Origin of the sequence: Microbacterium meiriae (assembly GCF_025143875.1) — a bacterium.
GTDB classification, from domain to species: Bacteria; Actinomycetota; Actinomycetes; order Actinomycetales; family Microbacteriaceae; genus Microbacterium; species Microbacterium meiriae.
On record NZ_JAMBDU010000006.1, the window covers coordinates 111,145 to 137,637 of the forward strand.

31 protein-coding genes are annotated in these 26,493 nt (G+C 70.7%); 17 read left to right on the forward strand and 14 right to left on the reverse strand.

The genetic code is table 11. The annotated features are described in order from the left end of the window. The first annotated feature begins 56 nt into the window (after positions 1-56). The 3 genes from M4D53_RS05910 (at position 57) to M4D53_RS05920 (ending at position 1,608) form a co-directional block, all read left to right on the forward strand. Positions 57-707, forward strand: coding sequence for a GTP cyclohydrolase II (locus tag M4D53_RS05910; protein ID WP_187662706.1), 651 nt, complete (start codon positions 57-59; stop codon positions 705-707). A gap of 17 nt (positions 708-724) precedes the next feature. Next, a complete protein-coding gene (locus tag M4D53_RS05915; RefSeq protein ID WP_187662707.1) occupies positions 725-1,195 on the forward strand; it encodes a MarR family winged helix-turn-helix transcriptional regulator in 471 nt (156 codons plus the stop codon). Positions 1,196-1,257: 62 nt separating this feature from the next. After that, positions 1,258-1,608, forward strand: a complete 351-nt coding sequence (locus M4D53_RS05920; RefSeq protein WP_187662708.1) for a helix-turn-helix domain-containing protein — start codon at positions 1,258-1,260, stop codon at positions 1,606-1,608. A 70-nt stretch (positions 1,609-1,678) separates the two neighbouring features. Here M4D53_RS05920 and M4D53_RS05925 read toward each other — a convergent pair whose 3' ends face one another. Next, positions 1,679-2,281 (reverse strand): ClpP family protease, encoded by a 603-nt coding sequence (locus tag M4D53_RS05925; RefSeq protein WP_259952638.1) that lies wholly within the window; start codon positions 2,279-2,281, stop codon positions 1,679-1,681. Beyond that, positions 2,278-2,892 carry a ClpP family protease gene (locus M4D53_RS05930; RefSeq protein ID WP_187662710.1) on the reverse strand — a complete coding sequence of 205 codons (615 nt, stop codon included), beginning with the start codon at positions 2,890-2,892 and terminating at the stop codon, positions 2,278-2,280. Before M4D53_RS05930 ends, M4D53_RS05925 begins: the two co-directional genes overlap by 4 nt. A gap of 136 nt (positions 2,893-3,028) precedes the next feature. Here M4D53_RS05930 and M4D53_RS05935 point away from each other — a divergent pair, with 136 nt between their 5' ends. Next, positions 3,029-3,499, forward strand: a complete 471-nt coding sequence (locus M4D53_RS05935) for an acyl-CoA thioesterase (RefSeq protein ID WP_081811533.1) — start codon at positions 3,029-3,031, stop codon at positions 3,497-3,499. Between the two features lie 94 nt (positions 3,500-3,593). Here M4D53_RS05935 and M4D53_RS05940 read toward each other — a convergent pair whose 3' ends face one another. Next, positions 3,594-5,000: a hypothetical protein gene (locus M4D53_RS05940; RefSeq protein ID WP_259952640.1), complete on the reverse strand. Its 1,407-nt coding sequence runs from the start codon at positions 4,998-5,000 to the stop codon at positions 3,594-3,596. Positions 5,001-5,150: 150 nt separating this feature from the next. After that, positions 5,151-6,389 (reverse strand): trans-sulfuration enzyme family protein, encoded by a 1,239-nt coding sequence (locus tag M4D53_RS05945; RefSeq protein WP_187662712.1) that lies wholly within the window; start codon positions 6,387-6,389, stop codon positions 5,151-5,153. A 112-nt stretch (positions 6,390-6,501) separates the two neighbouring features. Here M4D53_RS05945 and M4D53_RS05950 point away from each other — a divergent pair, with 112 nt between their 5' ends. Next, on the forward strand, positions 6,502-6,969 hold the full coding sequence (locus M4D53_RS05950) for an Lrp/AsnC family transcriptional regulator (RefSeq protein ID WP_259952642.1): 468 nt from the start codon (positions 6,502-6,504) through the stop codon (positions 6,967-6,969). A 42-nt stretch (positions 6,970-7,011) separates the two neighbouring features. Beyond that, entirely contained in the window at positions 7,012-8,721 is a 1,710-nt protein-coding gene (locus tag M4D53_RS05955) for an AMP-binding protein (RefSeq protein ID WP_259952643.1), read from the forward strand. A gap of 3 nt (positions 8,722-8,724) precedes the next feature. On the opposite strand, the gene M4D53_RS05960 is transcribed toward M4D53_RS05955, so the two are convergent. Next, a complete protein-coding gene (locus M4D53_RS05960; protein ID WP_187662715.1) occupies positions 8,725-9,126 on the reverse strand; it encodes a hypothetical protein in 402 nt (133 codons plus the stop codon). Positions 9,127-9,239: 113 nt separating this feature from the next. Next, on the reverse strand, positions 9,240-10,712 hold the full coding sequence (locus M4D53_RS05965) for an MATE family efflux transporter (protein ID WP_259952644.1): 1,473 nt from the start codon (positions 10,710-10,712) through the stop codon (positions 9,240-9,242). Between the two features lie 176 nt (positions 10,713-10,888). On the opposite strand from M4D53_RS05965, the gene cycA reads away from it, so the two are divergent. Next, on the forward strand, positions 10,889-12,352 hold the full coding sequence (cycA, locus tag M4D53_RS05970) for a D-serine/D-alanine/glycine transporter (protein ID WP_259952645.1): 1,464 nt from the start codon (positions 10,889-10,891) through the stop codon (positions 12,350-12,352). Between the two features lie 4 nt (positions 12,353-12,356). Here the strand turns inward: cycA and M4D53_RS05975 are convergent, their stop codons facing one another. From M4D53_RS05975 to M4D53_RS05985, 3 genes are all read right to left on the reverse strand, one after another. Further along, positions 12,357-12,809, reverse strand: a complete 453-nt coding sequence (locus M4D53_RS05975) for a DUF2871 domain-containing protein (RefSeq protein ID WP_259952648.1) — start codon at positions 12,807-12,809, stop codon at positions 12,357-12,359. A gap of 78 nt (positions 12,810-12,887) precedes the next feature. Next, entirely contained in the window at positions 12,888-13,511 is a 624-nt protein-coding gene (locus tag M4D53_RS05980; protein WP_025102775.1) for a response regulator, read from the reverse strand. Continuing rightward, on the reverse strand, positions 13,508-14,752 hold the full coding sequence (locus M4D53_RS05985) for a sensor histidine kinase (RefSeq protein WP_259952655.1): 1,245 nt from the start codon (positions 14,750-14,752) through the stop codon (positions 13,508-13,510). Before M4D53_RS05985 ends, M4D53_RS05980 begins: the two co-directional genes overlap by 4 nt. A gap of 133 nt (positions 14,753-14,885) precedes the next feature. Here M4D53_RS05985 and M4D53_RS05990 point away from each other — a divergent pair, with 133 nt between their 5' ends. The 5 genes from M4D53_RS05990 to M4D53_RS06010 all read left to right on the forward strand — a co-directional run bounded on the left by M4D53_RS05990 (position 14,886) and on the right by M4D53_RS06010 (position 19,452). Beyond that, positions 14,886-15,539: an IMPACT family protein gene (locus M4D53_RS05990; RefSeq protein ID WP_259952657.1), complete on the forward strand. Its 654-nt coding sequence runs from the start codon at positions 14,886-14,888 to the stop codon at positions 15,537-15,539. A gap of 64 nt (positions 15,540-15,603) precedes the next feature. After that, positions 15,604-16,521 carry a J domain-containing protein gene (locus tag M4D53_RS05995; RefSeq protein WP_187662720.1) on the forward strand — a complete coding sequence of 306 codons (918 nt, stop codon included), beginning with the start codon at positions 15,604-15,606 and terminating at the stop codon, positions 16,519-16,521. Between the two features lie 68 nt (positions 16,522-16,589). After that, a complete protein-coding gene (locus M4D53_RS06000; RefSeq protein WP_187662721.1) occupies positions 16,590-17,009 on the forward strand; it encodes a Fur family transcriptional regulator in 420 nt (139 codons plus the stop codon). Between the two features lie 64 nt (positions 17,010-17,073). Further along, positions 17,074-18,543 carry a catalase gene (locus M4D53_RS06005; RefSeq protein ID WP_136052327.1) on the forward strand — a complete coding sequence of 490 codons (1,470 nt, stop codon included), beginning with the start codon at positions 17,074-17,076 and terminating at the stop codon, positions 18,541-18,543. Positions 18,544-18,651: 108 nt separating this feature from the next. Continuing rightward, positions 18,652-19,452 (forward strand): alpha/beta fold hydrolase, encoded by an 801-nt coding sequence (locus tag M4D53_RS06010; protein WP_259952660.1) that lies wholly within the window; start codon positions 18,652-18,654, stop codon positions 19,450-19,452. An 87-nt stretch (positions 19,453-19,539) separates the two neighbouring features. Here the strand turns inward: M4D53_RS06010 and msrA are convergent, their stop codons facing one another. Beyond that, positions 19,540-20,082, reverse strand: a complete 543-nt coding sequence (gene msrA, locus M4D53_RS06015; protein WP_259952664.1) for a peptide-methionine (S)-S-oxide reductase MsrA — start codon at positions 20,080-20,082, stop codon at positions 19,540-19,542. Then, positions 20,079-20,546, reverse strand: coding sequence for a peptide-methionine (R)-S-oxide reductase MsrB (gene msrB, locus M4D53_RS06020; RefSeq protein WP_259952665.1), 468 nt, complete (start codon positions 20,544-20,546; stop codon positions 20,079-20,081). The genes msrA and msrB overlap by 4 nt, the downstream gene beginning before the upstream one ends. A gap of 152 nt (positions 20,547-20,698) precedes the next feature. Here msrB and M4D53_RS06025 point away from each other — a divergent pair, with 152 nt between their 5' ends. The 4 genes from M4D53_RS06025 to M4D53_RS06040 all read left to right on the forward strand — a co-directional run bounded on the left by M4D53_RS06025 (position 20,699) and on the right by M4D53_RS06040 (position 24,294). Next, a complete protein-coding gene (locus M4D53_RS06025) occupies positions 20,699-21,616 on the forward strand; it encodes a DUF808 domain-containing protein (RefSeq protein WP_187662724.1) in 918 nt (305 codons plus the stop codon). Between the two features lie 2 nt (positions 21,617-21,618). Further along, complete coding sequence (locus M4D53_RS06030; RefSeq protein WP_259952667.1) at positions 21,619-22,146, forward strand: GNAT family N-acetyltransferase; 528 nt, start codon at positions 21,619-21,621, stop codon at positions 22,144-22,146. A 2-nt stretch (positions 22,147-22,148) separates the two neighbouring features. After that, positions 22,149-22,856, forward strand: a complete 708-nt coding sequence (gene pnuC, locus M4D53_RS06035; RefSeq protein WP_187662726.1) for a nicotinamide riboside transporter PnuC — start codon at positions 22,149-22,151, stop codon at positions 22,854-22,856. Positions 22,857-22,929: 73 nt separating this feature from the next. Beyond that, positions 22,930-24,294 (forward strand): LLM class flavin-dependent oxidoreductase, encoded by a 1,365-nt coding sequence (locus M4D53_RS06040; protein WP_259952668.1) that lies wholly within the window; start codon positions 22,930-22,932, stop codon positions 24,292-24,294. Positions 24,295-24,360: 66 nt separating this feature from the next. On the opposite strand, the gene M4D53_RS06045 is transcribed toward M4D53_RS06040, so the two are convergent. After that, positions 24,361-24,537, reverse strand: coding sequence for a hypothetical protein (locus M4D53_RS06045; protein WP_025102796.1), 177 nt, complete (start codon positions 24,535-24,537; stop codon positions 24,361-24,363). Between the two features lie 9 nt (positions 24,538-24,546). Continuing rightward, complete coding sequence (locus tag M4D53_RS06050) at positions 24,547-24,912, reverse strand: DUF4406 domain-containing protein (RefSeq protein WP_259952669.1); 366 nt, start codon at positions 24,910-24,912, stop codon at positions 24,547-24,549. Positions 24,913-24,966: 54 nt separating this feature from the next. Here M4D53_RS06050 and M4D53_RS06055 point away from each other — a divergent pair, with 54 nt between their 5' ends. Further along, positions 24,967-25,716, forward strand: a complete 750-nt coding sequence (locus M4D53_RS06055; protein ID WP_259952670.1) for a DeoR/GlpR family DNA-binding transcription regulator — start codon at positions 24,967-24,969, stop codon at positions 25,714-25,716. Here M4D53_RS06055 and M4D53_RS06060 read toward each other — a convergent pair. Then, on the reverse strand, positions 25,649-26,446 hold the full coding sequence (locus M4D53_RS06060; protein WP_259952672.1) for a MerR family transcriptional regulator: 798 nt from the start codon (positions 26,444-26,446) through the stop codon (positions 25,649-25,651). The genes M4D53_RS06055 and M4D53_RS06060 overlap by 68 nt on opposite strands. Positions 26,447-26,493 lie beyond the last annotated feature (47 nt).

The following is a 26,493-nucleotide window of genomic DNA, read 5'->3' on the forward strand; positions in this document are numbered from 1 at the left end:
TCATCGCCTCCCGACGGTTGCGGGAATAGCCGCGCGTCTCCGGCGTTTCCCCTCACATGATTGAAACTTCAACGGTCGCCGCGGAGCGCACCCGCGTGCGGGTGCCCCTGCGCTTCGCGGACGGCTTCGGCACGACGGCCGACGTCGTGACCTTCGACGGACTCGTGGACGGCCGCGAGCACCTGCTGCTCGGCCTGGGCGACTGGCAGGCCGCCCTCGATCGCGCCGCCGACGGCGGGGTCGCGCCCCTCGTCCGCCCGCACAGCGAGTGCCTCACCGGTGACGTGTTCGGCTCGGAGCGCTGCGACTGCGGACCGCAGCTGCGGGAGGCCGTGGAGCGGATCGCCGCGGAGGGCGGCTTCCTCCTCTACCTGCGGCAGGAGGGCCGCGGCATCGGGCTCTACGCCAAGCTCGACGCCTACGCGCTGCAGGACGCCGGGCTCGACACCTACGAGGCGAACGTGGCCCTCGGCCGCGGCGAGGACGAGCGGGACTACACCGTGGCGGCCCAGATGCTGCGAGCGCTGGGCGTGGACCGCATCCGCCTGCTCAGCAACAACCCCGACAAGGCCGCGCAGCTCGACGGGCTCGGAATCCAGGTCACCGAGCGCGTCCGCACCGAGGTGCACCTCTCCGCAGCCAACTCGCGCTACCTCCAGGCGAAGCGCGACCACACGGCCCACACGATCGACCTGACCGCGGCGTGACCTCCGAGGAGCACGACATGAACGAGGCGCGGCACCCGCGGCGGCTCGACGACGGCGAGCTCGCGACCTGGCTGCCGATCATCCGGTTCGTCCAACTGCTGCCGCAGGTCCTCGACCGGGCGCTGAAGGACGAGGTCGGGCTCAACCACGCCCGCTACGCGATCCTCGTCACCCTCGCCGGCCAGGGTGAGGACGCCGTCACCATGACCGAGCTCGCGCGCATCGCCGGACTCAGCCGGTCGCGCCTGAGCCACGCCCTGGACTCGCTGGAGGAGCGCGGGTGGGTGGAACGGACCTCGTGCAGCACGGACAAGCGCACCCTCTCCGCGACGCTGACCCCGGCCGGACGGGACATGCTCCGCGCGGCCGCACCGGTCCACGTGGCCCAGATCCGCGAGCTCATCCTCGACCCGCTGTCCGCGGAGGATCGGCAGCGGCTGCAGGACATCCTGGGGGCGCTGCTGCCGGGAGTCACGGCCGCGCTCTGAGCCGCGTTCTGCTCTGAGCAGAACGTCTCGATCGCCCCGCGGGCGGCGGCTTATCGTGAGGCATGGCCGACATCGTCCCGTTCCCCCGCGCCCCGCATCCCGTCCGTCCGCCGTCCAACGGACCCGAACCGCTGTGGCGCGAGATGCTCGGCGATCAGCTGCGACGGCGACGCCATGACCGCGGGGAGACACTCAGCGAGACCGCGGAGAAGGCCGGGGTCTCGCCGCAGTACCTCTCCGAGGTCGAGCGCGGCCGGAAGGAGCCGTCCAGCGAGATGATCGCCGCGATCGCCGGCGCGCTGGACTCCTCCCTCGTGGAGCTCACGAGCGCGGTCGCCGAGGAGCTTCGTCAGGCCACCCCTGCCGCGGCGGCGGTCTCGACCTCCCGCGGCGCCTTCGCTCTGGCCGCCTGACCCCTTTCACCTGCACGACCGGAGTCCGGGTGCACGACGGATCTCGGGAATCCGTCGTACACCCGTCACCTCATCGTGCATCCGGATCACGGGGACCGAGCACGGTGTCGATGAGGCCGTACTCGAGAGCGGCGGCGGCGGTGAAGACCCGGTCCCGGTCGGTGTCGACGCGGAGCTCCGCGAGCGCGCGACCGCTGTGCCGGGCCAGGATCGACTCCATGTCGGCCCGCACCCGCACGACCTCCTCGGCCGCAAGGATGAGGTCCGGGATGGCTCCGCGTGACTGCCCGGCCGGCTGATGCAGCACGATGCGCGCGTGGGCGAGGGCCGCTCGCTCCCCCGGCGCCCCCGCCGCGACGAGCAGCGCCGCCGGACCGATGGCCTGCCCGACGCAGGTCGTCGCGATCCGCGGGCGGATGTGCTGCATGGTGTCGTAGATCGCCAGCGCGGCACCGGGATCCCCACCCTCGCTGTTGATGTAGAACTGCACGGCGGTCTCCGGGCTGTCCGCGTCGAGGTGCAGGAGCTGCGCGATGACGGCGTTGGCCACCCCCGCGTCGATCCCGGTGCCGAGATAGATGACGCGCTCGGCGAGCAGATGCGAGTAGACGTCCATGACGCGCTCACCCCGCGGATGCTGCGCGATGACGTGGGGGATCGTGTAGCTGCTCATACGTCCGCCCCCAGTCCCACCCGCGCCCGACGGCGGGGCATGATCTCCGCCGCGGACCGCACGATCTCGTCGATGAACCCGTAGCCCTGCGCCTCGGCCGCGGTGTACCAGCGATCGTGGAGGGAGTCCTCGAAGATCCGCGCGAGGGGCTGGCCGGTGTCGTCGGCGATGAGGCCGAGGACGGTGTCGCGCATGTGCCGGAGGTCGTCGGCCTGCGCCTCGATCTCCACCGCCGATCCGCCGATCCCCGCCGAGCCCTGGTGCATGAGGATCCGGGCGTGCGGGAGAGCGCGCCGCTTGCCCTTCGTCCCCGCGGAGAGCAGGAACTGTCCCGCGCTGCAGGCGAGGCCGAGGGCGAGGGTGGAAACGTCGTTGGGGATGAGGTGCATGAGGTCGCGGATCGCCAGCATCGACGGCACAGAGCCGCCCGGCGAGTGGATCCAGAGGGCGATGTCGGTCGTCGGGTCCTCCGCGGCGAGGCCGAGGAGCTGGGTCATCAGGAGGGTGCCGTTGTCGTCGTCGAGGGCGCCGTCGAGGACGAGCACCCGTTCGTGGAACAGGGCGCGCCGGGCCTCGGGGCCGAACTGCGGGAGAGGGGTGTCTTCGCTCATGTCCCCAGCATCCGGCTCCGGTCATGACCGCGGGCGCGAATCCGCCCGGAGCAGATCCGCTGTGAGCGGCGGCGCGTGCACCCGTCCGAAAACCCGGCGTAACACCGCCGACGCACGAGCCGCCTAGCCTCGGGGCATGGCGAAACAGAAAGCACCGGCATGGCAGTCCGAGGACGGCCTGAACTTCCGCACCCGCAAGTGGGTGCGCCCGGAAGACCTCAACGCGAACGGCACGCTGTTCGGCGGGAGCCTGCTGAAGTGGATCGACGAGGAGGCCGCGATCTACGCGATCGTGCAGCTCGGCAACTACCGCGTCGTCACCCGGCACATCTCCGCCATCACGTTCGAGGCGTCGGCGGTGCAGGGCGACCTCATCGAGATCGGGCTGCAGGCCACCCGCTTCGGTACGACGTCGCTCACGATGCGGGCCGTCGCGCGCAACATGATCACCCGCAAGCGCATCCTCACCATCGACGAGATCGTGTTCGTCAGCATCGGTGAGGACGGCCTGCCGACCCCGCACGGTTACGACGAGATCACCTACGATCGCGACCGCATGCCCACCGAGCGAATCGCCACCGGCACGATCCCCCTCCCGAAGCGCTGACCCGCGCTCGCCGACCCACCCCCCTGCGGTCGACCCACCCCCGAAAGTGCGTCACTTACGGGGGTGGGTCGCGCGGAAGGGGGCGGGTCGACGATCAGCGGTGGGCGACGCGGTGGCCGATCCAGAACCCGATCGCGATCAGGCCGATCAGGCCGATCCCGAGGATCCACGGGAGCAGAGAGGGCGCGGCGCCCGCCGTGGCCGTCGCGAGGGTGCCCGAACCGTCGGCGATACGTCCGTTTCCGGCCGCGAGGTCGGCGGCACCGGCGTCGAGCCTCGCGCCTCCGCTCGCAAGGGCCCCGGAGCCCTCGGCCACCGCGTCGGCGCCGGTGCGGAGTTCGCTCATCCCGGACCGGAGGTCACCGGCACCCGACTGCAGCGCGCCGACGCCCGCGGCCAGAGACCCGGCGCCGTCGTCGAGCCGCGCCGCGCCGGCGCTGAGCTCCGCGGTGCCGGAGTACAGCGACGACGCCCCGGTCGAGAGGGTCTGCAGCCCGGACGAGAGATCCGCCGCACCTGCCGCGAGCCGGGAGGTGCCGTCTTGCAGTGTCTGCGTTCCGGCGACCAGGGCGGGAGCGCCCTTCGGGGAGACCAGCACCACGGTCCCCGGCCACCCCTTCGAGGGGTCGCCGTTGATGAGCGCGCCGACGCCTGCCGTGACGCGAGCGGAGCCGTCGGCGGCGCCGATGAGTCCCTGTGCGAGGCCCGGAGCAGCCGCGGCGGGGGCGGCCAGCGCGCCGACCTGCTTCTCGACACCGGCGGCGAGCGTCGCGAGCTGCTGGAGCTGCACGTCATCAGGGTGTGCGGCGAGGAGACCTTGCAGACCGGCGGCGAGCGTCCGCGCATTGCCGGGAGCGCTCGTGGCGACGCCCGTCAGCAGCGTCTGCGTGTCCGGATGGGCGAGCTTCTGCACGTCGGCGCTCACTCCGGCGCGCAGCGTGGTGCTCAGAGTCGTCGCGCCCTCGAGCACGCCGTTCGCGTACCGGTGCGCGCCGTCGACGCCCGCGGCGAGCGTGGTCGCTCCCGCGACGAGCTCTCGGGCCCCGGCATCCGCCGCCGCCATCTTCGCCGCGAGCTCCTGCGACCCGGCGAGCGCCGTCTGCGCTCCGCCGCTCACTCGTCCTGCACCGTCGAGAGCGGTGGCGGCTCCCGCCGCAAGGGTTCCGGCGCCCTCGGCGAGCGTCGTGGCGCCCGCGGCGGCCGTCGTCGCCCCGTCGCTCAGCTTCTCGGAGCCCTGCTGCGCCGTCGCCGTGCCTGCCGCGAGATCCTGCGTGCCCGCGGCCAGGTCGTCGGCTCCCGCGGCGAGGTCGGAGGCACCGGCGGCGAGGTCCGCGGATCCGCCCCGCGCGGTGGTCGTGCCGTCCGCGAGCTCCGCGGCCCCAGCGGAGACCTTGCTCATCGTGGCGAAGAACAGCAGCACCATCGCCGCCAGCAAAAGGCTGAGGACGATCACGGCGATGCGCATGCCGAGGCCGTGCGCGTGGGTCTTTTCACTCGTCATTGAGGACTCCCGAGGTCAGTGGCGTCGTTGCCACCCGCGACTGTAGGCCCGCCCTCTCCGCGACCCCCCGGTTTTGCCGTCAGGTACCAAGTCCCACCTCAGTCGAGACTCAGTTTCTTGTCGTCCTCACACAATCGCCGACCCGGCCCCTTATGTGCGAGCCACCCCCATATGTGACGCACTTTCCGGGGTGGGTGGCACGGAAAGGGGTGGGTCGGCGAGAGTGGCGAAGGCGTTCGCGAGGTCGGCGAGGAGATCATCGACGTTCTCGAGGCCGATGGACAGGCGAAGGACGTCGGCGGCGGGACGCGCCTCCGCGGGGACCGGGCGGTGCGTGAGCGCGGCAGGATGCTGGATGAGGGAGTCCACGCCGCCCAGTGACACCGCATGCGTGAAGAGGCGGGTCGCCCCGGCCACCGCCGCGGCCGCCGCATAACCGCCTCGCAGCCGCAGGGCGATCATCGCCCCCGGCCCGCGGAGCTGCCGTTCCAGGATGCCCCACGGATCCCCGTCGAGCCCCGGATAGAAGACCTCGGCGACCTCGGGTCGATCGACCAGCCACTGCACGATGCGACGAGCACTCTCCTGCTGGTGCCGCACGCGGACCGGCAGGGTCGTGAGACCGCGGTGCAGCAGGTACGCGCCGAGCGGGTGCAGGAGCCCCCCGGTCACCGCACGCACGCGACGCAGCGCCTCCGCGGTCCTCTCGTCACAGGCGACGACGCCGGCGATGACATCACCGTGGCCGCCGAGGTATTTGGTGGCGCTGTGCAACGACATCGCCGCGCCGTGGTCGATCGGGTTCTGCAGCACGGGGGTCGCGAACGTGTTGTCGACCACCACCGGCACGCTCCCGGCCTGCCGCACGATCTCGGCGATGTCCGCGACCTCGAGGGTCGGGTTCGCCGGCGTCTCCACGACGACGAGTCCGGTGTCGGCGCGCAGTGCGGCGGCGACCTCGTCGGGACGGCAGTACGTCGTCTCCACACCGAGCAGACCCGACCCCAGCAGGTGGTCGGTCCCTCCGTAGAGCGGACGCACCGCGACGACGTGCCGCGCCCCCGTGGCACCGGTGTGCGCGAGGATCACGGCGGTCATGGCCGCCATCCCGGAGCCGAAGGCGACGGCGGCTTCAGCGTGCTCCAGCTCGGCGAGGGCGTCCTCGAAGCGCGCGACCGTCGGGTTCCAGAGGCGGGCGTAGACCATGCTGCCGTCCTGCGGCGGACGACCCCCCGTGGCCATCGCCTCGTACGAGTCCCCGCCGCGCTCGACGTCCGGCAGCGGGTTGGTCGTGGAGAGGTCGATCGGCAGGGCGTGGACCCCGAGCGCCTCGAGGTCGGCTCGGCCGCTATGGACGGCGACGGTGTCGGGATGCAGCGGTGCGGTCATCCCTCCACGGTGACCGAATCACGGCGTTCTCGCTGATCTTCGACAGAACAGCTCGCCGAAGCCGGGATTCTCGCTATTCTGTGCAACATCCGGTCGTACCGAGGAGGGCACTTTGGCGAAAGCGCAACTCGACGAGATCGACCTGGAGCTGCTCGCCGCCCTGAGCCGCGATGCGGCCGTGACCAACAAGGCTCTGGCCCACCGCCTCGGGCTCGCGGAGTCCACATGCGCACACCGCATCCGCGCGCTCCGAGACCGGGGAGTGATCCGCGATACGCGCGTCCGCCTCGACGGGTCGGCTCTCGGCTACCCGCTGCAGGCGATCATCAAGGTCCGGCTCGCTCACCACACCGGCCCCAAGGTCACGGCACTCTTCGACGCGCTCGTCGCGATCCCCCGGGTGCTCCAGGTGTTCCATGTCGCCGGGGTGGACGACTTCCTGGTGCACGTGGCCGTGCAGGATGCGACCGCCCTGCGCGACATCGTGCTCGAGCACATCACCGTGCACCCCGTCGTCCGCGGCACCGAGACCCAGCTCGTGTTCGAGCTCCGCGACGGCACGGGTTTCCTCCCCCGCTGAACGAAGGGGCAGGATGGAGGGACGCCGTTGCAAAGGAGCACCATGAGCCGTCGTGCCACCCCCGCCACCGAAGCGATCCGCGGGATGAGGGACCTTCTCTTCACGCACGCCACGGACTACGACGCCGCGCGCCGCGAGTTCGCCTGGCCCGACCTGACCGCCTTCAACTTCGCGCTCGAGTGGTTCGACGTCATCGCCGGCGAGAACCCCGATCGTCCGGCCGTGCAGATCGTCGAGGCCGACCTCAGCCTCCGGTCCTGGACGTACGGGGAGCTCTCCGCGCGCTCCGATCAGGTCGCCGCCTGGCTCCGCAGCCTCGGCATCAGCCGGGGCGACCACGTGATCGTCATGCTCAACAACACGATCGAGCTGTGGGAGGTGATGCTCGCGATCACGAAGTTGGGCGCGGTGTCGATCCCGACCTCGACGCTGCTGTCGGCCTCCGACCTCGCGTACCGCATCGAGCACGGCCGCGCCGGCGCCGTCGTCACCCTCGGCGCCCTGGCCGACCGCCTCGAAGGGATCGACCCCGCGGTCCTGCGCATCGGCGTCGGCGCATCGCTGCCTGCGGACTGGAAGCGGTTCACGGACGCCGATGCCACCACGACGGCGTTCGTCCCGGACGGCCCGACGCCGGCCGGCGACACGGCCCTGCTGTATTTCACGTCGGGCACGACGAACCGCCCGAAGCTCGTCCAGCACACCCACGTCTCGTACCCCGTCGGCCACCTCTCCACGATGTGGTGGCTCGGGGTGCGCCCGGACGACGTGCACCTCAACATCTCCTCCCCGGGGTGGGCCAAGCACGCCTGGTCGAGCTTCTACTCCCCCTTTCTGGCCGAGGCGACGGTGCTCGTCTACAACTACGACCGCTTCGACGCGAACACGCTCATGGAGGTCATGGACACCCACCACGTCTCGACCTTCTGCGCCCCGCCCACGGTCTGGCGCATGCTCATCCAGGCCGACCTCTCCCGGCTCGCGCACCCTCCGCGGGAGCTCGTCGGCGCCGGCGAGCCGCTGAACCCCGAGGTCATCGACCGGGTGCGCGAGGCGTGGGGCGGCACGATCCGCGACGGCTTCGGTCAGACCGAGATGACGGCCTGCATCGGCAACTCCCCTGGCCAGACGGTCAAGGTCGGGTCGATGGGCCGTCCGCTGCCCGGCTACCCGGTCGTGCTGCTCGACCCGTCGACGGGCGAGGTCGTGGAGGACGAGGGCGAGATCGCGCTCGACCTCGCGCAGCCGCCGCTCGGCCTCATGGCGGGGTACTACGACGACCCGGAGAAGACCGCGGAGTCGCGGGCCGGGGGCTTCCACCACACCGGGGACATCGCCGTGCGCGACGCCGACGGCTACCTGACCTACATCGGACGCTCCGACGACGTGTTCAAGGCCTCCGACTACAAGATCTCGCCGTTCGAGCTCGAGTCCGTGCTGCTGGAGCACGACCTCGTCGTCGAAGCGGCCGTCATCCCCAGCCCCGACCCCACGCGCCTCGCGGTGCCGAAGGCGTACGTGTGCCTGACACCGGACGCGGGCGCGGACGAGGCCGCCGCCGCGCGCGCCGTGTTCGGCTACGCGCACGAACGGCTGTCCTCGCACCTGTGGGTGCGGATCATCGAGTTCGTGCCCGAGCTGCCGAAGACGATCTCCGGGAAGATCCGCCGCGTCGAGCTGCGGGCACGCGAGAGCGCCCGCGTGGCCGCGGGCGACGAGGCGCGGCAGCACCGCGACCGCGACTACCGCTGAGCGCTAGGAGACGACGGCGACCGGCGCCGTGGGCGTCGCGGTCGAGCCGGTCTTGAGCGTGGCCGTCGTCGTGGTCGCCGGCGCCGGCTTCACGCGCGCGGCCCGGCGTCGCGACTCGAAGCCGCCCGCCGTGAGCATCGCGCGCACGATCCCGCCGATCACGAGCATGCCCCCGAGCGACGCGCCCGCCGCGATCAGCGGAAGCCACTGATTCGCGAAGCTCGCGGTGAAGCTCATCAGCGCGCACACGATCCACAGTCCGACCGCGCCTCCCGCGAGCCCCCCGGCTCCGCGGATGATCGCGATCGCGGCCACGATCGCGCAGACCGCGGCGAGCGCCGCACCCACGTATCCGATCGGTACCAGAATGGCGGCCAGATCTCTGGCCACTCCCAATGTCGTCATGACGACCCCCCGTCCGGCGGAACCCCTCCGCACCTTCGACATTAGAAGTGTCTCTCCGGAAGGCCATCCGTCTCAAGTCCGATCCGGGTCATCCTTCCGGTGGATATCGCGGATCAGCGCCGGACCGGCCACCGCAGCCGGCGCGGGCGCACGACGCGGACCGGGCGGGTGACGACCGCGTCGACCACCATCGAGCCGTCGGTGGGGCCGACGATCGCGATCGCGGAGGTCTCGGTGGCCTCGGTCGGGGCCACGGGCTGGGTCGCCAGCGCGCGATGCGCCTTGACGTAGGCCGGCACGAGGAGCACGATCGCGCCCACCCAGGCGAGCGGGTTGCTGAGGGCCACGCCGTCGAACCCGATCATCGCGCCGAGGACCACTGCGGCGACGACGCGCATCACGAGCTCGATCACGCCGGTGACGGTCGGCACCAGCGTGTGGCCGAGCCCCTGGAGTGCGCCGCGGAGCACGAAGAGCATGCCGAGCGCCCAGTAGCCGCAGCCGTTGATGATGAGCATGCGGTGCGCCATGGCGACGACGTCGTCCGAACCGTCACCGACGAACAGCCGGACCATCGGCGCGCCGAACGCGATGAGCAGCCCGCCGAGGACGATCGCCGCGGCGACCGCCATCCAGGTGGCCTCGACCACGCCGCGCCGGATGCGGTCGGGGCGACGGCCGCCGTGGTTCTGCGCCGCGTACATCGACACGGCGAGCCCGAGCGAGGAGAGCAGGGCGACCGCCAGGCTGTCGACCCGCGACGCCGTCGTGTACGCGGCGACGGCGTCAGCTCCGAGCGTGTTGAGGGCGACCTGCACCGTGAGGGTCCCGATCGCGATGATCGAGGCCTGGAAGCCCATGGGGAGGCCGAGGCGCAGGTGGTCGGCGATGTCCGTGCGGGAGATGCGCCAGTCCGAACGACGCAGGTGCAGCATGGGCAGCCGCCGGCGCACGAACTCCAGGCAGAGGATCACCGACACGGCCTGTGCGACGACGGTCGCGAGCGCGGCCCCGGCGACGCCCCACTCCAGCGGACCGACCATGAGCACGACGAGGCCGACGTTGAGCGCGCAGGAGACCGTGAGGAACACCAGCGGGGTCTTCGAGTCGCCGATGGCGCGGATGATGGCGGAGAGGTAGTTGAAGAACATCGTCGCGCCCGCGCCGAGGAAGCTGATCTGCGTGAACACCGTCGCCTCGGCCATGAGCTCGGGCGGCGTCTGCAGCAGCGTCAGGATCGGCCCCGCGATGAGCGGCGCGACCACCGTGAGGACCACGCTCGTGATGCCGCTGAGGAGCACACCCGTCGCGACCGAGCGGCGCACGGCGGCGTCGTCGCGCGCACCGAAGGCCTGGGCGATGGGGATCGCGAAACCGCTCGTCAGACCCCAGGCGAAGCCGAGGAGGAGGAAGAGCAGGCTGCCCGTCGCGCCGACGGCGGCGAGCGACTGGACGCCGAGGTGTCGTCCGACGACGATCGCGTCGGCGAACTGATAGAGCTGCTGCACGACGTTGCCGAGCAGGAGCGGGATCGAGAAGGCGAGGATGACGCGCCACGGACGGCCCGTGGTGAGGGTGGTGGCCATGAAGGAAGGGGCTCGCAGGGAAGGAGGGATGGATCGGGGGTGCGCTTAGTTTATCGAATCGTTTCGGGCGAAGGGAACACGCGAATGCCGAAATGCCGGTCCACGCCCGTCGATTTCGGCCTGGCACATCCCGGTGGTTACTCTGCATCAGTCGACGACGACCGGAGGAGAAGAGCGTGACGAAGCAAGACACGGGGGCCATCCGCCAGGGGCAGACCGGAGCCGGAGGCGAGGAGCACCTGCGGCGCGCGCTCAGCAATCGGCATATCCAGCTGCTCGCGATCGGCGGGGCGATCGGCACGGGCCTGTTCATGGGCAGCGGCAAGACGATCTCGGTCGCCGGCCCCTCCGTGATCTTCGTCTACATGATCATCGGGTTCATGCTGTTCTTCGTCATGCGGGCGATGGGCGAGCTGCTGCTGTCGAACCTCAAGTACAAGTCGTTCAGCGACTTCGCGAGCGACCTCCTCGGCCCCTGGGCGGGCTTCTTCACCGGCTGGACGTACTGGTTCTGCTGGGTGGTCACGGGCGTGGCCGACGTGATCGCGATCGCCGGGTACACCGACGCCCTGATCCCCGGCGTCCCGCTGTGGATCCCGGGTCTCCTCGTGGTCGTGATCCTCCTGGCGCTCAACCTGCCCACCGTCGCCGCCTTCGGCGAGATGGAGTTCTGGTTCGCACTCATCAAGATCGTCGCGATCGTGGCGCTCATCGTCACCGGTCTCGTCATGATCCTCACCGGCTTCTCCCACGACGCCGGCACCGCGAGCTTCTCGAACCTGTGGGAGCACGGCGGCATGTTCCCGCACGGCTTCCTCGGATTCGTCGCCGGCTTCCAGATCGCGGTGTTCGCGTTCGTCGGGATCGAGCTCGTCGGCACCGCCGCCGCGGAGACCAAGGACCCGGAGCGCAACCTCCCGAAGGCCATCAACGCCATCCCGATCCGGGTCCTGCTGTTCTACGTGGGCGCGCTCATCATCCTCATGGCCGTCACGCCGTGGACCGAGTACGTCGCCGGTGAGAGCCCCTTCATCGCGATGTTCGCCCTCGCCGGACTCGGCATCGCCGCCACCGTCGTCAACCTCGTGGTGCTCACCTCGGCGATGTCCAGCGCGAACTCCGGCATCTACTCCACGTCGCGCATGGTGTTCGGCCTGGCGCAGGACGGCGACGCCCCCCGGTTCTTCGGCCGGCTCTCCAAGCGCCGCGTGCCGCAGAACGCGCTGTTCCTGTCCTGCATCCTGCTGCTGTCCGGCGTCGTGCTGCTCTACGCGGGCAAGGACATCGGCACGGCCTTCGAGATGGTCACCACCGTGTCGGCCGTGTGCTTCATGTTCGTGTGGACGATCTTCCTCTGCAGCTACCTCGTGTACCGGCGACGACGTCCGGAGAAGGCGGCGACCTCGGCGTTCAAGATGCCGGGCGGCGTGTTCATGGTGTTCGTCGTGCTCGCGTTCTTCCTGTTCATCCTCTGGGCGCTGACCACCCAGCCGGACACCCTGATCGCGCTGCTCGTGACGCCGATCTGGTTCGCGATCCTCATCGTGGCGTGGCTGTTCGTCCGGAAGTCGCCGCACCACCTGGAGCGTCACGCCGCGCACATCGCCTACCTGCGCGACGACACGATCCCGGCCGACTGAGGCGTCAGGCCACCGACTCGAGGGTCGCGGGCCCGGTGGCCGCGACCTTCGGCGCGAAGACACGAGGGCGGAGCGCGAGGAACAGCAGCACCATGCCGGCGGCGAGCAGCATGTGCCCCACGCCCGCGATGCCGGCGATCATCTTCGTGGACTCCTGCCCGAGCACCGTGAGGCAGCCGTGCCAGACGAGCATCGCGGAGGTCAGCACGAGACCGGCGGTGTAGGTCCAGAAGAACCAGCCGAACAGGCGGCTCTCGGAGAGCGCGAACGCCTTCTCCAAGAGCATCACCACGAGGAAGACGACGAAGCCCAGCACGAGCAGATGCGTGTGCACGAGTCCGAGCTGCGTCGGCGCCCCCTCGGGGAAGCCGTTGATCTTGGTGAACTCGCGGTAGAAGAGTCCGGAGGCGACGCCCACCAGCATGGAGGCGAACGCGGCGGTGAAGAGCCTGCGCATGGGAGTCCTTTCTGTCTGCCTCCAGCCTCGCCGGGGAGCCGTCGCCGCGGATCCATCGAACGGTGGAGACCGCGGGCGTCAGAGCAGACCGGACTCCCTGGCGATCGCGACCGCCTTCGCGCGGCTGTCGGCCCCGAGCTTCTCGAAGACGTGCACGAGGTGGGTCTTCACCGTCGCCTCCGTGACGAACAGCGCCTTCGCGATCTCCCGGTTGGAGGCCCCGGTGTCGAGCAGCCGCAGCACGTCGAGCTCGCGCCCCGTGAGCTGCACCCGCGGGGCACGGAGGGCCCGCCCGACGCGCGCCGTGAGCTCCGGCGTCAGCGCCTGCCCGCCCGACGCGGCCTGTCGCACGGCACGGACGATGTCCTCCGGGTCGATGTCCTTGAGCAGATACCCCGCCGCCCCCGCCTCGATCGCGCCGAGGATCTGGGCGTCGCGGTCGAACGTCGTGAGGATGAGCACCGCCGGCGCCGGGTCGAGCGCCCGGAGCGCCGCCGTCGTCTGCACGCCGTCCATCCCCGCCCCCAGACGCAGATCGCAGAGCACGACGTCGGGACGGAGGTGCCGGGCGAGCACGACCGCCTCCTCCCCCGACGCCGCCTCACCCACGACCTCGGCGTCGTCGCGGCGGTCGAACAGCGAACGCACGCCGGCCCGCACGATCGGGTGATCGTCGACGAGGAGGATCCGCACCGGGGTCACGACCGTCCTCCGAGCGGCAGGTGGGCGGAGAGCGCGGTGCCGTCGCCGGGGGCGCTCTCCACGTCGAGACCGCCGCCGAGCTCGCGCAGTCGGGCGCGCATCGCCCGCAGACCGTAGCCGCCGCCGGGCCCCGCCGACTCCAGCCGGGACGGATCGAAGCCGCGGCCGTCGTCGACCACGTCCAGCCGCACGGCGTCGCCGGCGTCCGCGAGGGTCACCACCACCCGGGTCGCGGCGGCATGGCTGCGCACGTTGGCGAGTGCGGACTGCGCCGTCCGCAGCAGGGCGACCTCGGCGTCGAGGCCGAGTGCGGGGAGTTCCTCGTCGGCGTGGAGGGTGGCCGCGATCCCGGTCTCGGCGGTCAGGCGCTCGAGCATCCGGGCGAGGGCGTCGCTCAACGCGGAACCGTCGAGCTCGGCGGGCATGAGGTCGTCCACGATGCGGCGGGCGTCGGCGAGCCCTTCCGCGGCGAGCGCCCCGATCTGCCCGAGCGCCTGCTCCCGACCGTCCTCGTGCTCGGCCGCCGACCGCGCCAGCAGGACGATGGACGACAGGCTCTGGGCGAGCGTGTCGTGGATGTCGCGGGACACCCTGGTGCGCTCGGCGGCGGCGCCGGACTCCCGCTGGGTCCGGGCGAGCTCGTCCTGGAGGGCCGCCATCTCCTGCTGCGTCGCGACGAGGGAGGCGATGAGCCGCCGCCGCTCGCGTCCGTCGCGGACCAGTTCCAGGTAGCCGCGGGAGATCCCGAGGGCGAAGATGCCGCCCACGAGCGGTCCGATGACGTTCGCGTAGGTGGTCGTTCCGGTGTGCAGCAGCGGCGCGACGATCACGACGGCGAGGACGAGGAGGCTCAGCGGTACGGCCCATCGCAGCCGCAACAGGAAGCCGGCGAGCAGCCACAGCGAGAACGCGAGCCAGACGAATTCCGGCGACAGCGCCACCGCCCCCAGCCAGATGGCCGTGAGCCCCAGCAGCCAGCCGGTGGCGAGCGCCCGGTCGTCCGTCCGGGAGGAGAGCAGGAGTCCGCCGCCGTACCAGCCGAGGAAGGCGAGGGCGGTCGCGACCAGCCACGGCACCGGGACCCCGTCGGCGAGGGAGCGGACGACGCCGACGACGGTGAGCACGACCGTGATGACGGCCTGCCCGATCCGCAGCGACGTGACCAGGCGCCCCCAGGAGCGCGTTCGCGCTCCTGTCCGCCCTCCGGGGAGGTCGGGCTCGGCGGTGTCTCCGGTCGGCATGCTGACATTCTCGTCCGCCGGGCCACAGTCCGCCTCCATCGTTCGGTCGAGCCGGTTCGAATCGCCCGATTGGCGGCATCCGGCCCGGATTCGGGACCAATCAGGCGACTCGAACGGAGGTATCGTGGGGCCGATGTCGACACCGCACCCGTTCCCGGCGACGATCGCGGCGGCCGTCGACCACGAGCTCGTCATCCGGAAGTCTCGCTTCCTCACGCACGTCGCACCGGTGTCGACGGTGGCCGAGGCGGAGGCCGTCATCGCGGCGATCCGGAAGCGCGCCTGGGACGCGAACCACAACTGCACCGCGATGGTGACCGGCCTGCACGGGGATCAGGCGCGGTCCTCGGATGACGGCGAGCCCTCCGGCACGGCCGGCGTCCCGATGCTCGAGGTCCTGCGGCGTCGCGGCCTCACGGACGTCGTGGCGGTGGTGACCCGGTACTTCGGCGGGGTGAAGCTCGGGGCGGGCCGCCTCATCCGCGCCTACTCCACCGCCGTGTCCGAGACGCTCGATCGTGCTTCACTCGTCCGTCGCGAGGCGCTCACCCAGGCGACCGTCGAGGTCCCGCACGCCGACGCCGGCCGCTACGACAACCTGCTCCGCGACTGGGCGGCGTCGCACGGGGCCACGCTCGGCACTCCGACCTACGGGGCCTCCGCGCACCTCGAGCTGTGGGTGCCCGCCGCCGCGCTGCCGCGTCTGACCGCCGACCTCGCCGCCGCGTCCGGGGGCGCCGTCGCCCCGGTGGCCGGGATCGAGCGGATCGTCGACGTCGCGGACTGAGGCTCCCGGCGGCCGCACACCGTCCGCCGGATATCCTGGACGCCGCGGTCGCGGAAGGAGAGCGATGTTCGACAGTCCGCTCTCGGCCTCGCCGTACGAGGTCCTCGGCGTGGATCCGGCCGTCGACGACGCCGAGCTCCGGCGGGCGTATCGGCTGCGGCTGCGGCAGACCCACCCCGACACCGGCGGCGACGCGGCCGTGTTCATCCAGGTCCAGCGCGCCTGGGAGCTCATCGGTACTGCGGAGGACCGTGCCGCGTACGACCGCCGCGCGGGCCTGACCGACGACGGCGGCGAGTGGAGCGGCTGGCGCCCCCAGACCGTGCGCACCGACACCCGGCCGCGCGCCCGCTCCTACGGACACCCCGGCGGCTGGCGGCGAGAGCGCTACCTCTCCCTCATCCGCGAGTGGGCGGGTCACGGGGTCGAGGTCCCCGATCCGTACGCCCCGGCTCTGGTCCGTGCGGCCCCGCGCGAACTCCGGCGGCTGCTCGCCGATGCGCTCGCGGAGGAGGCCACGGCCCGCACGGTCTCCGACCTCGGCATGGGCTTCACGGTCTGGCACGACGTCGCCGCCGGGCAGACCCCGGAGGACAAGCTCGACCACGTCGTGCTCAGTCCCTCCGGCCTCTACGGCATCATGTCCGAGGACTTCGGCGGGGTCGTGGGCTTCCGCCGCGGGGAGATCACCGGTCCGAGCCTCGGCACCCGCGCCCCGGTCACGGCGGCCCTCGCCCGGATGCGCGCGGTGGCGAAGGCCGCGAAGGTGAAGTTCGGCGGCGCGATCGTGGTGCTCCCCGACGACGACCTCGCCCAGGCCGTCACCCCGCTCGGCAGCAGTCGCGGCGTCCCGGTCGTGGTGGTCCGACGCAGCGCGCTGGCGATGGTGCTGCGGCAGGGCGTCCCCGGGGCGCGGGCCATCGGGGGCAACGAGCTGTTCGACGTCCGCACCCGTCTCCAGCAGACGGTCCGCTTCGTCTGAGTCCGCGACGCGCCCGGCATCCCGGCATGCTCTTTTGAATCACTCAAAACACGTGTAGAGTCGGAGGCATGGAGACGGAACTCGACTCGGCGTTGCGCGACGCCGGGCTGCGTGCGACTGCGGGCCGCGTCGCCGTCCTCGAGGCTCTCGGCTCCATGGCCCACACGGATGCGGAGCGGGTCTACCGCGCCGTGTCCGACGTGCTTCCGACCACGTCGATCCAGTCGGTGCACAACATCCTCGCGGACCTGACGACGGCGGGCCTCATCCGCCGGATCGAACCGGCAGGATCCGCGGCGCTGTACGAACGGCGCATCGACGACAACCACCACCACATTGTCTGCACCTCCTGCGGTGCAGTCGGCGACGTGGACTGCGTCGTCGGCGAGGCGCCGTGTCTCACCCCGTCCTCGACGGGGGGCTTCACCGTGCAGACAGCTGAAGTCACCTTCTGGGGCCTCTGCCCCAGCTGCCAGAACGCCGCGTAGGCGCATCCACCGATCCCCTCCCCGAGGGTCCGTTCGGCATGTCCGCGCGGAGAAGGAGAAGACCATGACCAACCCCACCGACGCGGGCCGTCCGGCCACGACGACGCAGGCCGGAGCGCCGATCGCGAGTGACACCCATTCGCTGACCGTGGGCCCCGACGGCCCCACCGCGCTGCACGACCACTACCTGGTCGAGAAGCTCGCCTCCTTCAACCGCGAGCGCGTGCCGGAGCGCAACCCGCACGCCAAGGGCGGCGGCGCGTTCGGCGAGTTCGTCGTCACCGAGGACGTCTCGAAGTACACCCGTGCGGCCGTGTTCCAGCCGGGCGCCACCTCGGAGACCCTCCTCCGCTTCTCCTCCGTCGCCGGTGAGCAGGGCTCGCCCGACACCTGGCGCGACGTGCGCGGGTTCTCGCTGCGCTTCTACACGACCGAGGGCAACCTCGACATCGTCGGCAACAACACCCCGACGTTCTTCCTCCGCGACGCCATCAAGTTCCCGGACTTCATCCACTCGCAGAAGCGCCTCGGCGACTCCGGTCTGCGCGACGCGGACATGCAGTGGGACTTCTGGACCCTCTCGCCCGAGAGCGCGCACCAGGTCACCTACCTCATGGGCGAGCGCGGACTCCCCCGCAGCTGGCGTCACATGAACGGCTACGGCTCGCACACCTACTCCTGGATCAACGCCGAGGGCGAGGTGTTCTGGGTCAAGTACCACTTCATCTCCCACCAGGGCGTCGAGGCGATGAGCCCGGAGGAGGCCGAGCAGCTGGCCGGTTCCGACGCGGACCACTACCGTCGCGACCTGTTCCAGTCGATCGACGGCGGCGACTTCCCGAAGTGGGACCTGTACGTGCAGATCATGCCGTACGACGAGGCGAAGGACTACCGCTTCAACCCGTTCGACCTCACCAAGACGATCTCGAAGAAGGACTACCCGCGCATCAAGGTCGGCACGCTGACCCTGAACCGCAACCCGGAGAACTTCTTCGCGCAGATCGAGCAGGCCGGCTTCGCGCCGGGGAACCAGGTGCCCGGTACCGGCATCTCCCCCGACAAGATGTTGATGGGCCGGATGTTCGCCTACCCGGACGCCCAGCGTCACCGCATCGGCGCGAACTACAACCAGCTGCCGGTGAACCAGCCGCACGCCGCTGAGACCCGCAACTACCAGCACGAGGGCTCGATGCGGTACCAGTACAACGACGCCGCGCACCGCACCTACCAGCCGAACTCTTTCGGGACCCCCGGTGGCCCCGAGGCCGACCCGGCCAAGGGCATCGAGGTGAACTGGTCGGCGGACGGCGAGCTCACCCGCTCCGCCGCGACGCTGCACGCCGAGGACGACGACTTCGGTCAGGCCGGCACGCTGTACCGCGAGGTCTTCGACGGCCCGCAGCGCGCCCGCTTCCTGGAGGTGCTGACCGGTCAGGGCCGTTCGATCACGGTCGACGCCATCCGCGAGCGCTTCTTCCAGTACTGGACGAACGTCGACGCCGAGCTCGGCGCCGCTCTCCGCGACCGCGTCTGACCCGAGACCCCGGGTTCTCCTCGAAACCCCCTCCCCGTGACACCGCGGGGAGGGGGTTTCGGCGTGTAACCGGGGTCTCGGCGTCGACGTCAGGGCCAAGATGGAGGGGTGGCTGTTTCCCTCTCCGACCTCACCGAGATGCCCGCCCCGCAGCACGTCTACGCGGCGGACGGCACACGACTGGCGACGTACACGTGGGGCGAGCTCGATGCCCCGGTCGTGGTGACCGTGCACGGCTTCGCCTCCGGCGCGCGCGACAACTGGGTGCTGACGGGCTGGGTGCGCGAGCTGACCAGGGCCGGGTACCGCGTGCTCGCGCTCGACCAGCGGGGCCACGGGCAGAGCGACAAGCCGCATGAGTCCGACGCCTACGCCATCCGCAACCTCGTGACCGACGTCGAGACCGTCATGGACACATACCTCGTCGACGACGCGTTCTACCTCGGCTACTCGCTCGGCGCGCGGGTGGGGTGGGAAGTGGCCCGTGAGCTCCCGCATCGGATCGGCCGGGCGGTCCTGGGCGGTGTTCCCGACGGCATCCCCCTCGCGCGTCTCGACCTCGACCAGGTGCGCGCATACATCGCGGACGGCACCTCGGTGGAGGACCGCACGACGCAGAACTACATCGCGCTGACCGAGCGGGTGCCCGGGAACGATCTGCGTGCGCTCGTCGCGCTGGCCGAGGGGCTGCGGGGCTCCGGCACGATCGACCCCGATCCCGCGGACGCCCCGGTCGTGCCGCTGCTGTTCGCGACGGGGTCCAAGGACGCGATCATCGAGGGCTCCCGGGCACTGGCCGCGGCGGCTCCCGATGCCCGCTTCGTCGAGCTCCCGAACCGCCACCACTTCAACGCCCCCGGCTCCCGCGACTTCAAGGAGGCCGCGCTCGCGTTCTTCGCCGAGTCCTGAGCCCGCCGAGACCCCGTCTTCGCGCCGAGACCCCCTCCCGCACGCGTGTGCAGGAGGGGGTCTCGGCGCGAGAGCGGGGTCTCGGGGTCAGGCGGTGGCGTCCTCGCGCTTCGAGAGGACCCAGCCGGCGCGGGGGAAGTGACACGTGTAGCCGTTCGGGTACTTGATCAGGTAGTCCTGGTGCTCGGGCTCGGCCTCCCAGAACGGACCGGCGGGCTCGATCGTCGTGACGGCCTTCGCCGGCCACAGGCCGGAGGCGTCGACATCGGCGATCGTGTCGCGGGCGACCTGCTCCTGCTCGGGGGTGAGCGGGAAGATCGCCGACCGGTAGCTCGACCCGATGTCGTTGCCCTGCCGGTTCAGGGTCGACGGGTCGTGGATCTGGAAGAAGAACGCCAGGATGTCGCGATAGGTCGTCGCACTCGGGTCGAACACGATCTCCACGGCCTCCGCGTGACCGGGGTGGTTGCGGTAGGTCGCGTGGTCGTTCTCGCCGCCGGTGTAGCCCACGCGGGTGTCGATGACGCCGGGCTGGCGGCGGATGAGGTCTTCCATGCCCCAGAAGCAGCCGCCCGCGAGGACGGCCGTCTCGGTCCCGGGGGTGCGGGTGATGGTTCCGGTGTCGGTCATGACTGCTCCTCAGAGGTGTGGGTGGTGAAGAGGGGGCTGTAGCGACCGTACCCCTCCTTCTCGAGATCCTCCGCCGGGATGAAGCGGAGGGCCGCCGAGTTCATGCAATAGCGGAGGCCGCCCTCGGCGCGGGGTCCGTCGTCGAAGACGTGTCCCAGGTGGCTGTCGGCTCCGGAGGACCGCGCCTCGGTGCGGGTCATCCACAGGGTGCGGTCTGTCTTCGTGGTCACGGCGTCGGCATCGATCGGACGGGTGAAGCTCGGCCAGCCGGTACCGCTGTCGTACTTGTCCTTCGAGGAGAACAGCGGCTGGCCGGAGACGACGTCGACGTAGATGCCGTCGTCGTGCGTGTTCCAGTAGGCGTTGCGGAAGGGCGGCTCGGTGGCGTCCTGCTGCGTGACCTCGTACTGCAGGTTCGTGAGACCGCTGACGGCCTCGGGGGTCCTGCCGTAGTCGTTCGACATGAGTGGCTCCTTGTCCGACGCCGCTGGCTGCGGCGTCATAGAGGAGAACCACGCGGGCGCGGCTTTTGGTCCCGCGGGGCTGGGAGCGGGCTGGGAGTTTTCCCACTCGATAGAGTTGCCTCCGCACCACACACCACCCGAGGGGAACTGCCATGTCCGTTGGACTGCTCGCCGTCGTCGACGACATCCTGAGCGCCGCGATGAAGGCGTCGGCGAAGGCTGCGGGAGTCGTCATCGACGACGCCGCCGTGACGCCGCAGTACGTGCAGGGCATCACGCCGGCCCGCGAACTCCCCGTGGTCGGCAAGATCGCCCTCGGGTCGCTGGTGAACAAGTTCGTCATCATCATCCCCATCGCGCTGCTGCTCACCGCCTTCGCGCCATGGGTACTGCCCTATCTGCTGATCCTCGGCGGCTCGTACCTGTGCTTCGAGGGGGCGGAGAAGGTGCTCGAGTGGTTCGGGGTGCAGCACGGTCACGCGGACGAGGGCGCCCGCGACGAGAGGAAGCTCGTGCTCGGCGCCGTCCGCACCGACCTCATCCTCTCGACCGAGATCATGCTCATCTCCCTCGCCAGCCTCGACAAGGGACTCGGCATCTGGTCCACCCTGGCGATCCTCGCGGTGATCGCGCTGGTCATGACCGTCGCGGTGTACGGCGCCGTGGCGCTCCTGGTGAAGATCGACGACATCGGCCTGAAGATGGCGAAGAACCCCGTGCAGCGCGTGCGGCACACCGGCACGCGTATCGTCCGGTCGATGCCCGCGGTCTTCCGCTTCATCAGCGTGCTCGGCACCGTCGCGATGCTCTGGGTCGGCGGGCACCTCGTCCTCATCAACCTCGGCGAGGTCGGGCTGCACGCGCCGGCCGACGTGCTCCATGCGGTCGAGCACGCGCTGGAGCCCCTCGGCGGCTTCGTGGTCTGGGTGGTCGACACCATCATCTCCGCCATCGCCGGTCTCATCTGGGGTCTCGTGATCGTCGGCGCCGTCCTCGGCATCGCGAAGGTCTTCGGCAAGAAGCCGAGCTTCCACGAGGGCGAGGCCTCCCCCGCCGACATCCACGTCTGACGATGACCGCCGTGCACCTCAGGGCCGCCGAGAGCGACGACCTCGACACGATCACCGAGATCCACAACCACGCCGTCGTGCACACGACCGCGATCTGGAACGAGGTGGCGGTGGATCGCGCCGACCGGGAAGCCTGGCTCGCCGACCGGACCGCGCGCGGCTACCCCGTGATCGTCGCCGCCGACGACAGCGGGGTCGTGGGCTATGCGTCCTACGCCCAGTGGCGCCCGCACAGCGGCTACCGCCTGACCGTCGAGCACTCCGTCTACGTGCGCGGCGATCAGCGCGGGCGCGGCATCGGCACGCTCCTCATGACGGAGCTCATCGCCCGGGCTCGGGCAGCCGGGATGCACGTGATGATCGGCGGGGTGGAGAGCGGCAACACCGCCTCCATCGCCCTGCACGAGCGCCTCGGGTTCCGGGAGGTGGGCCGCATGCCGCAGGTCGGTGCGAAGTTCGGCCGCTGGCTCGACCTCAGCATGCTGCAGCTCGTGCTCGACGACCGCCCCACCCCCCACGCGGCGCTCTAGCGATGGGCTTCCTGCAGTGGCTCGTCGACGCCTTCTCCTCGTCCTGGGTGCTGCCGGGAGGCCAGACCCTCCTGGTGCGTGAGGTCGTCGGGAACGCGTTCGGACTCGCGAGCGCCCTCGGGGGCATGCGGCGCAAGGTCTGGGCGTGGCCGGTCGGCATCGTCGGCAACGTCCTGCTGCTGACGGTGTTCCTCGGTTCCGCGCTGAGCCCCGACCCGTCGCTCCCGCATCTCCTCGGTCAGGCCGGGCGGCAGATCATGTTCATCGCCGTCGCGATCTACGGCTGGATCCGCTGGCGGAATGCCGACGGCGGTCGCATCGTGCCGCGGTGGGCGCCGACCGGTGCCCGCGTCGGTCTGGTCGTGGTCCTCGTCGTCGGAACCGTGGCGCTCACCCCCCTGTTCCGCGCCCTCGGTTCGTGGGAACCGGTCTGGGCCGACGCCTGGACCTTCGTCGGGTCACTGCTCGCGACGTACGGCATGGCCAAGGGCTGGACCGAGTTCTGGCTCATCTGGATCGCCGTGGACGTGGTGGGGGTGCCGCTTCTGTTCAGCTCCGGCTACTACGCGACCGGCCTCATGTACGTGTTCTACGGCGTCTTCACCGCGATCGGGTTCGTGATCTGGTGGCGGGCGCAACGGCAGGCTGCCCGTCCGATCGAGATCCTCCCGCCCGACCCGAGCCCCCGCCGTCCGGACGACGAGGCCTGACCGGCGTCGCGATTGTTTCGGTGCGTGTCGCCGTCGCTCGCCCCGATGCCGCCCGGTCCCGTTTCATGGGGGCATGACCCGGCAGATCCGTTTCAACGCCTTCGACATGAACTGCGTCGCCCATCAGTCGTCCGGCCTGTGGCGGCATCCCGACGACCGGTCGCGCCAGTACAACACGATCTCGTACTGGACCGACCTGGCGAAGCTGCTGGAGAGCGCGACCTTCGACGGCATCTTCATCGCCGACGTCCTGGGCACCTACGACGTCTACGGCGGCACGAACGAGGCCGCCATCCGCAACGGCGCCCAGGTGCCGGTGAACGACCCGATCCTCCTGGTCAGCGCGATGGCCGCGGTGACCGAGCATCTGGGATTCGGCGTCACCGCCGGCACGGCCTTCGAGCACCCCTACCCGTTCGCTCGACGACTCAGCACGCTCGATCACCTCACCCAGGGCCGCGTCGGCTGGAACGTCGTGACCGGGTACCTGCCCAGCGCCGCCCGGAACATGGGGCAGGAGGACCAGCTCGCGCATGACGACCGCTACGACCACGCGGACGAGTACGTCGAGGTGCTCTACAAGCTCTGGGAGGGGTCGTGGGAGGACGACGCGGTGGTGGAGGACCGCGAGCGCGGCATCTTCACAGACCCGTCGAAGGTGCACCCGATCCGGCACGAGGGGAAGCACTTCTCCGTGCCCGGCATCCACATCTCGGAGCCGTCGCCGCAGCGCACTCCGGTGATCTACCAGGCCGGCGCCAGCCCGCGCGGAGTGCGGTTCGCGGCGGAGAACGCCGAGGCCATCTTCGTCGCGGCGCCGTCGAAGGAGGTGCTCGCCGGCACCGTGAAGCGGATCCGCGACGCTCTCGAGGCGGCGGGGCGCGACCGGTACGACGCCCGGATCTACACCCTGCTCACTGTCATCACCGCCGCGACGAGCGAGGAGGCGGCCGCGAAGCACGCCGAGTATCTCTCCTACGCGAGCCCGGAGGGGGCGCTCACCTTCATGTCGGGGTGGATGGGCGTCGACCTGTCGCAGTACGCCGAGGACGAGCCGGTGGGGAACGTCGAGTCGAACGCGATCCAGTCGGTGCTGCAGCACCTGAAGGAGGAGGCCGACCTCGGGCGCGAGTGGACGGTGGGCGACTTCGGTCGCCACAACGCGATCGGCGGGCTCGGCCCGACGATCGTCGGCTCCGGGGTCGAGATCGCCGACGAGCTGCAGTCGTGGGTCGAGGAGATCGACATCGACGGCTTCAATCTCGCGTACGCCGTCACCCCCGGCACCTGGCAGGACGTCATCGAGCACGTCATCCCGGTGCTGCGCGAGCGCGGCGCGTACCCCGAGGAGTACGTGCCCGGCACGCTCCGCCACAAGCTGCACGGCCGCGGCGACCGGGTCCAGCCCACGCACCGCGCCGCCCAGTACCGCCTCTGACCCCGTTCGAATCGCCCGCTGTGCTGCAAATCCGGTTTGGCGCAAAGTGGGCGATTCGAAGGCAGGTCAGTCGGCGTCGCGGGTGAAGAGGCTCCGCAGCACGAGGAAGACCACCACGGCGACGACAGCGACGATGGCGAGCTTCGCGATGAACCAGAGCACCGAGAACAGCGCGCTGACGATCCACCACGCGATCACGACGGCGAGGATGACGCCGAGGACGGTCCAGATGTTCTTGGTCATGCCTCCAGCCTACGGAGTCGCGGCGGCCGGGATCTCCTCCAGCGACCGGTAGACGGGCAGTCCGCGCTCGTGGGCGATGGCGACATCCTGGTCCGCGCCCGTCGAAGCCCCCGGAAGGCGCAGCACCGCATCGCAGTGCTGGAGGAGGCGGTGCGCGGTCTCGTACATCACGTCACCGGTCTCCACTTCGGCCGCGTCGAGGGTGCGGAGGATGGGCAGAGCGGCCCACTCCCCGATCATCGGCACATGGCCGAGGCGGAAGATCGGACCGGACGCCTCCTCCAGACGCGCGAGATTGCGGGCGATCAGGGTGGGGTCGCCGTTGGTGCCGGAACGGTAGGGGCCGGCGATCAGGATCAGGAGTGGCTTCATCATGGAGATGACTGTAGTCTGAATCATGCATAAACGTGCAACTTCGTGAGGAAACGTATGCTCGCTGCTCAGCGCAAAGACCACCTGCTCGCCGTGCTCGCCCGTGAGGGACGGGTCGTGGCGAAGGCTGCGGCCGATGACCTCGGAGTATCGGAAGACGCCATCCGCCGCGACCTCCGCGAGCTCGCCGAGGAGGGCAGGCTCCAGCGCGTGTACGGCGGCGCGCTGCCCATCGCCGCGGCCGATCGCCCGGTGCGCGAGCGCCATGACCTGGCGACCGAGAGCAAGGAGCGGGTCGCCCGCCAGGCCGTCACGACCATCCGGCCCGGATCGACGATCGCGCTGGATGCCGGAACCACCACGCTCGCGATGGCGCGACTGCTGCCCTCCGGCACCGGCGTCACGGTCATCACCCCGAGTCCCGCCATCGCCCTGGCCGTCGCCGAGCACTCAGATGCGCGCGTGATCATGATCGGCGGCGAGCTCGCCCGGCACTCTCTCGTCGCCGGAGGGGGACTCGCGATGGAGGCGATCCAGCACCTCGCTGCCGACGTGTTCTTCGTCGGGGTCACGGGTGTCGACCCGCGTCACGGCCTCACGACGGGCGAGCTCGACGATGCCGTCACCAAGCGGGCGATCGCCTCCCGATGTGCCGCGACGATCGTGCTCGCGAGCGACGAGAAGATCGGCGCCGCCTCGCGCTACCCGGTGCTGCCGTTCGAGGCGGTCGCCGCGGTCATCACCGACCCCCTCGACGAGAATCCGCTGATCCCCGAGGTCCTGGCGCAGATCCCGGCGGGGGCGTGAGCGAGGATCCCTCCTCCGCGAGGCGTTCCGCGAGCAGGGCGTGCAGGTGACCTGCCGCCGCGAGGAGCGCCACGCTACGGCGCGTGAGGTCAGCCAGCCGCTCCGCGAGGATGCGCTGCACGTCTTCGGTGTCACCATGCGCGCGCACCTCGTCGATGATCCGGGATACCGCGGGGATGCCGTAGCCGCCCGAGCGCAGGGCGGCGGCGATCCGCGCCTCGGTGATCGCCAGGGAGTCATAGGAGCGGACCGATCCCGCGCGACGAAGGGGGCGCACGAGCCCTTCTCGCTCCCAGTGCCGAAGTGCGGAGGAACGGACGCCGAGCGCCTGGGCGAGTTCGCCGATGGCCATCGCATCGTCCTCGACGAACGGATCGTCGGCCTCCGCCACGGCGTCCTCGAGTCCGCGCAGGGCCGCGCGCACCCGTGAGCGATCGAGGGCGACGTCCGCGTGCAGGGCGTCGATCCGCTCCGCCGCGTGCTCGACCGATCCGCCGATGAGAGCGGGCATCAGTCGACGCGCGGGCACCGGACCGAGCGCCGCCGCCAACGCGCGATAGGCACGCAGCGCCAGGGCATGCGGCGTCCGATACCGCCGGTACCCGTTCGCGCCGCGCTCCGCGGCGGGGAGGACGCCGAGGCGCTCGAGGTCGCGCACCTGCTGCGTCGAGTAGTCGACCAGCCGGCCGAGCGCCGCCGTCGTCATCACCTGCTCTTGAGGGTTCTGCACACTCCTCCTCGTCTTTCCGGTCCTTGAGTCCACATAGGCACGTCAGC

Coding starts and splice junctions, on each gene's coding strand:
- M4D53_RS05925 (WP_259952638.1), bottom strand. CDS start 2,281: ATGAGCAGCTACACGATCCCCCACGTCATCGCGCAGCATCCGCGGGGT.
- msrA (WP_259952664.1), bottom strand. CDS start 20,082: ATGACCGACACCGGAACCATCACCCGCACCCCCGGGACCGAGACGGCC.
- M4D53_RS05990 (WP_259952657.1), top strand. CDS start 14,886: ATGTCGACACCGCACCCGTTCCCGGCGACGATCGCGGCGGCCGTCGAC.
- M4D53_RS05965 (WP_259952644.1), bottom strand. CDS start 10,712: ATGGCCACCACCCTCACCACGGGCCGTCCGTGGCGCGTCATCCTCGCC.
- M4D53_RS06005 (WP_136052327.1), top strand. CDS start 17,074: ATGACCAACCCCACCGACGCGGGCCGTCCGGCCACGACGACGCAGGCC.
- M4D53_RS05910 (WP_187662706.1), top strand. CDS start 57: ATGATTGAAACTTCAACGGTCGCCGCGGAGCGCACCCGCGTGCGGGTG.
- M4D53_RS06030 (WP_259952667.1), top strand. CDS start 21,619: ATGACCGCCGTGCACCTCAGGGCCGCCGAGAGCGACGACCTCGACACG.
- M4D53_RS05945 (WP_187662712.1), bottom strand. CDS start 6,389: ATGACCGCACCGCTGCATCCCGACACCGTCGCCGTCCATAGCGGCCGA.
- M4D53_RS06050 (WP_259952669.1), bottom strand. CDS start 24,912: ATGATGAAGCCACTCCTGATCCTGATCGCCGGCCCCTACCGTTCCGGC.
- M4D53_RS06040 (WP_259952668.1), top strand. CDS start 22,930: ATGACCCGGCAGATCCGTTTCAACGCCTTCGACATGAACTGCGTCGCC.
- M4D53_RS06025 (WP_187662724.1), top strand. CDS start 20,699: ATGTCCGTTGGACTGCTCGCCGTCGTCGACGACATCCTGAGCGCCGCG.
- M4D53_RS05920 (WP_187662708.1), top strand. CDS start 1,258: ATGGCCGACATCGTCCCGTTCCCCCGCGCCCCGCATCCCGTCCGTCCG.
- M4D53_RS05915 (WP_187662707.1), top strand. CDS start 725: ATGAACGAGGCGCGGCACCCGCGGCGGCTCGACGACGGCGAGCTCGCG.
- M4D53_RS05930 (WP_187662710.1), bottom strand. CDS start 2,892: ATGAGCGAAGACACCCCTCTCCCGCAGTTCGGCCCCGAGGCCCGGCGC.
- M4D53_RS05935 (WP_081811533.1), top strand. CDS start 3,029: ATGGCGAAACAGAAAGCACCGGCATGGCAGTCCGAGGACGGCCTGAAC.
- M4D53_RS06055 (WP_259952670.1), top strand. CDS start 24,967: ATGCTCGCTGCTCAGCGCAAAGACCACCTGCTCGCCGTGCTCGCCCGT.
- M4D53_RS05955 (WP_259952643.1), top strand. CDS start 7,012: ATGAGCCGTCGTGCCACCCCCGCCACCGAAGCGATCCGCGGGATGAGG.
- msrB (WP_259952665.1), bottom strand. CDS start 20,546: ATGTCGAACGACTACGGCAGGACCCCCGAGGCCGTCAGCGGTCTCACG.
- pnuC (WP_187662726.1), top strand. CDS start 22,149: ATGGGCTTCCTGCAGTGGCTCGTCGACGCCTTCTCCTCGTCCTGGGTG.
- M4D53_RS05960 (WP_187662715.1), bottom strand. CDS start 9,126: ATGACGACATTGGGAGTGGCCAGAGATCTGGCCGCCATTCTGGTACCG.
- M4D53_RS06000 (WP_187662721.1), top strand. CDS start 16,590: ATGGAGACGGAACTCGACTCGGCGTTGCGCGACGCCGGGCTGCGTGCG.
- M4D53_RS06045 (WP_025102796.1), bottom strand. CDS start 24,537: ATGACCAAGAACATCTGGACCGTCCTCGGCGTCATCCTCGCCGTCGTG.
- M4D53_RS05995 (WP_187662720.1), top strand. CDS start 15,604: ATGTTCGACAGTCCGCTCTCGGCCTCGCCGTACGAGGTCCTCGGCGTG.
- M4D53_RS05940 (WP_259952640.1), bottom strand. CDS start 5,000: ATGACGAGTGAAAAGACCCACGCGCACGGCCTCGGCATGCGCATCGCC.
- M4D53_RS05975 (WP_259952648.1), bottom strand. CDS start 12,809: ATGCGCAGGCTCTTCACCGCCGCGTTCGCCTCCATGCTGGTGGGCGTC.
- M4D53_RS05985 (WP_259952655.1), bottom strand. CDS start 14,752: ATGCCGACCGGAGACACCGCCGAGCCCGACCTCCCCGGAGGGCGGACA.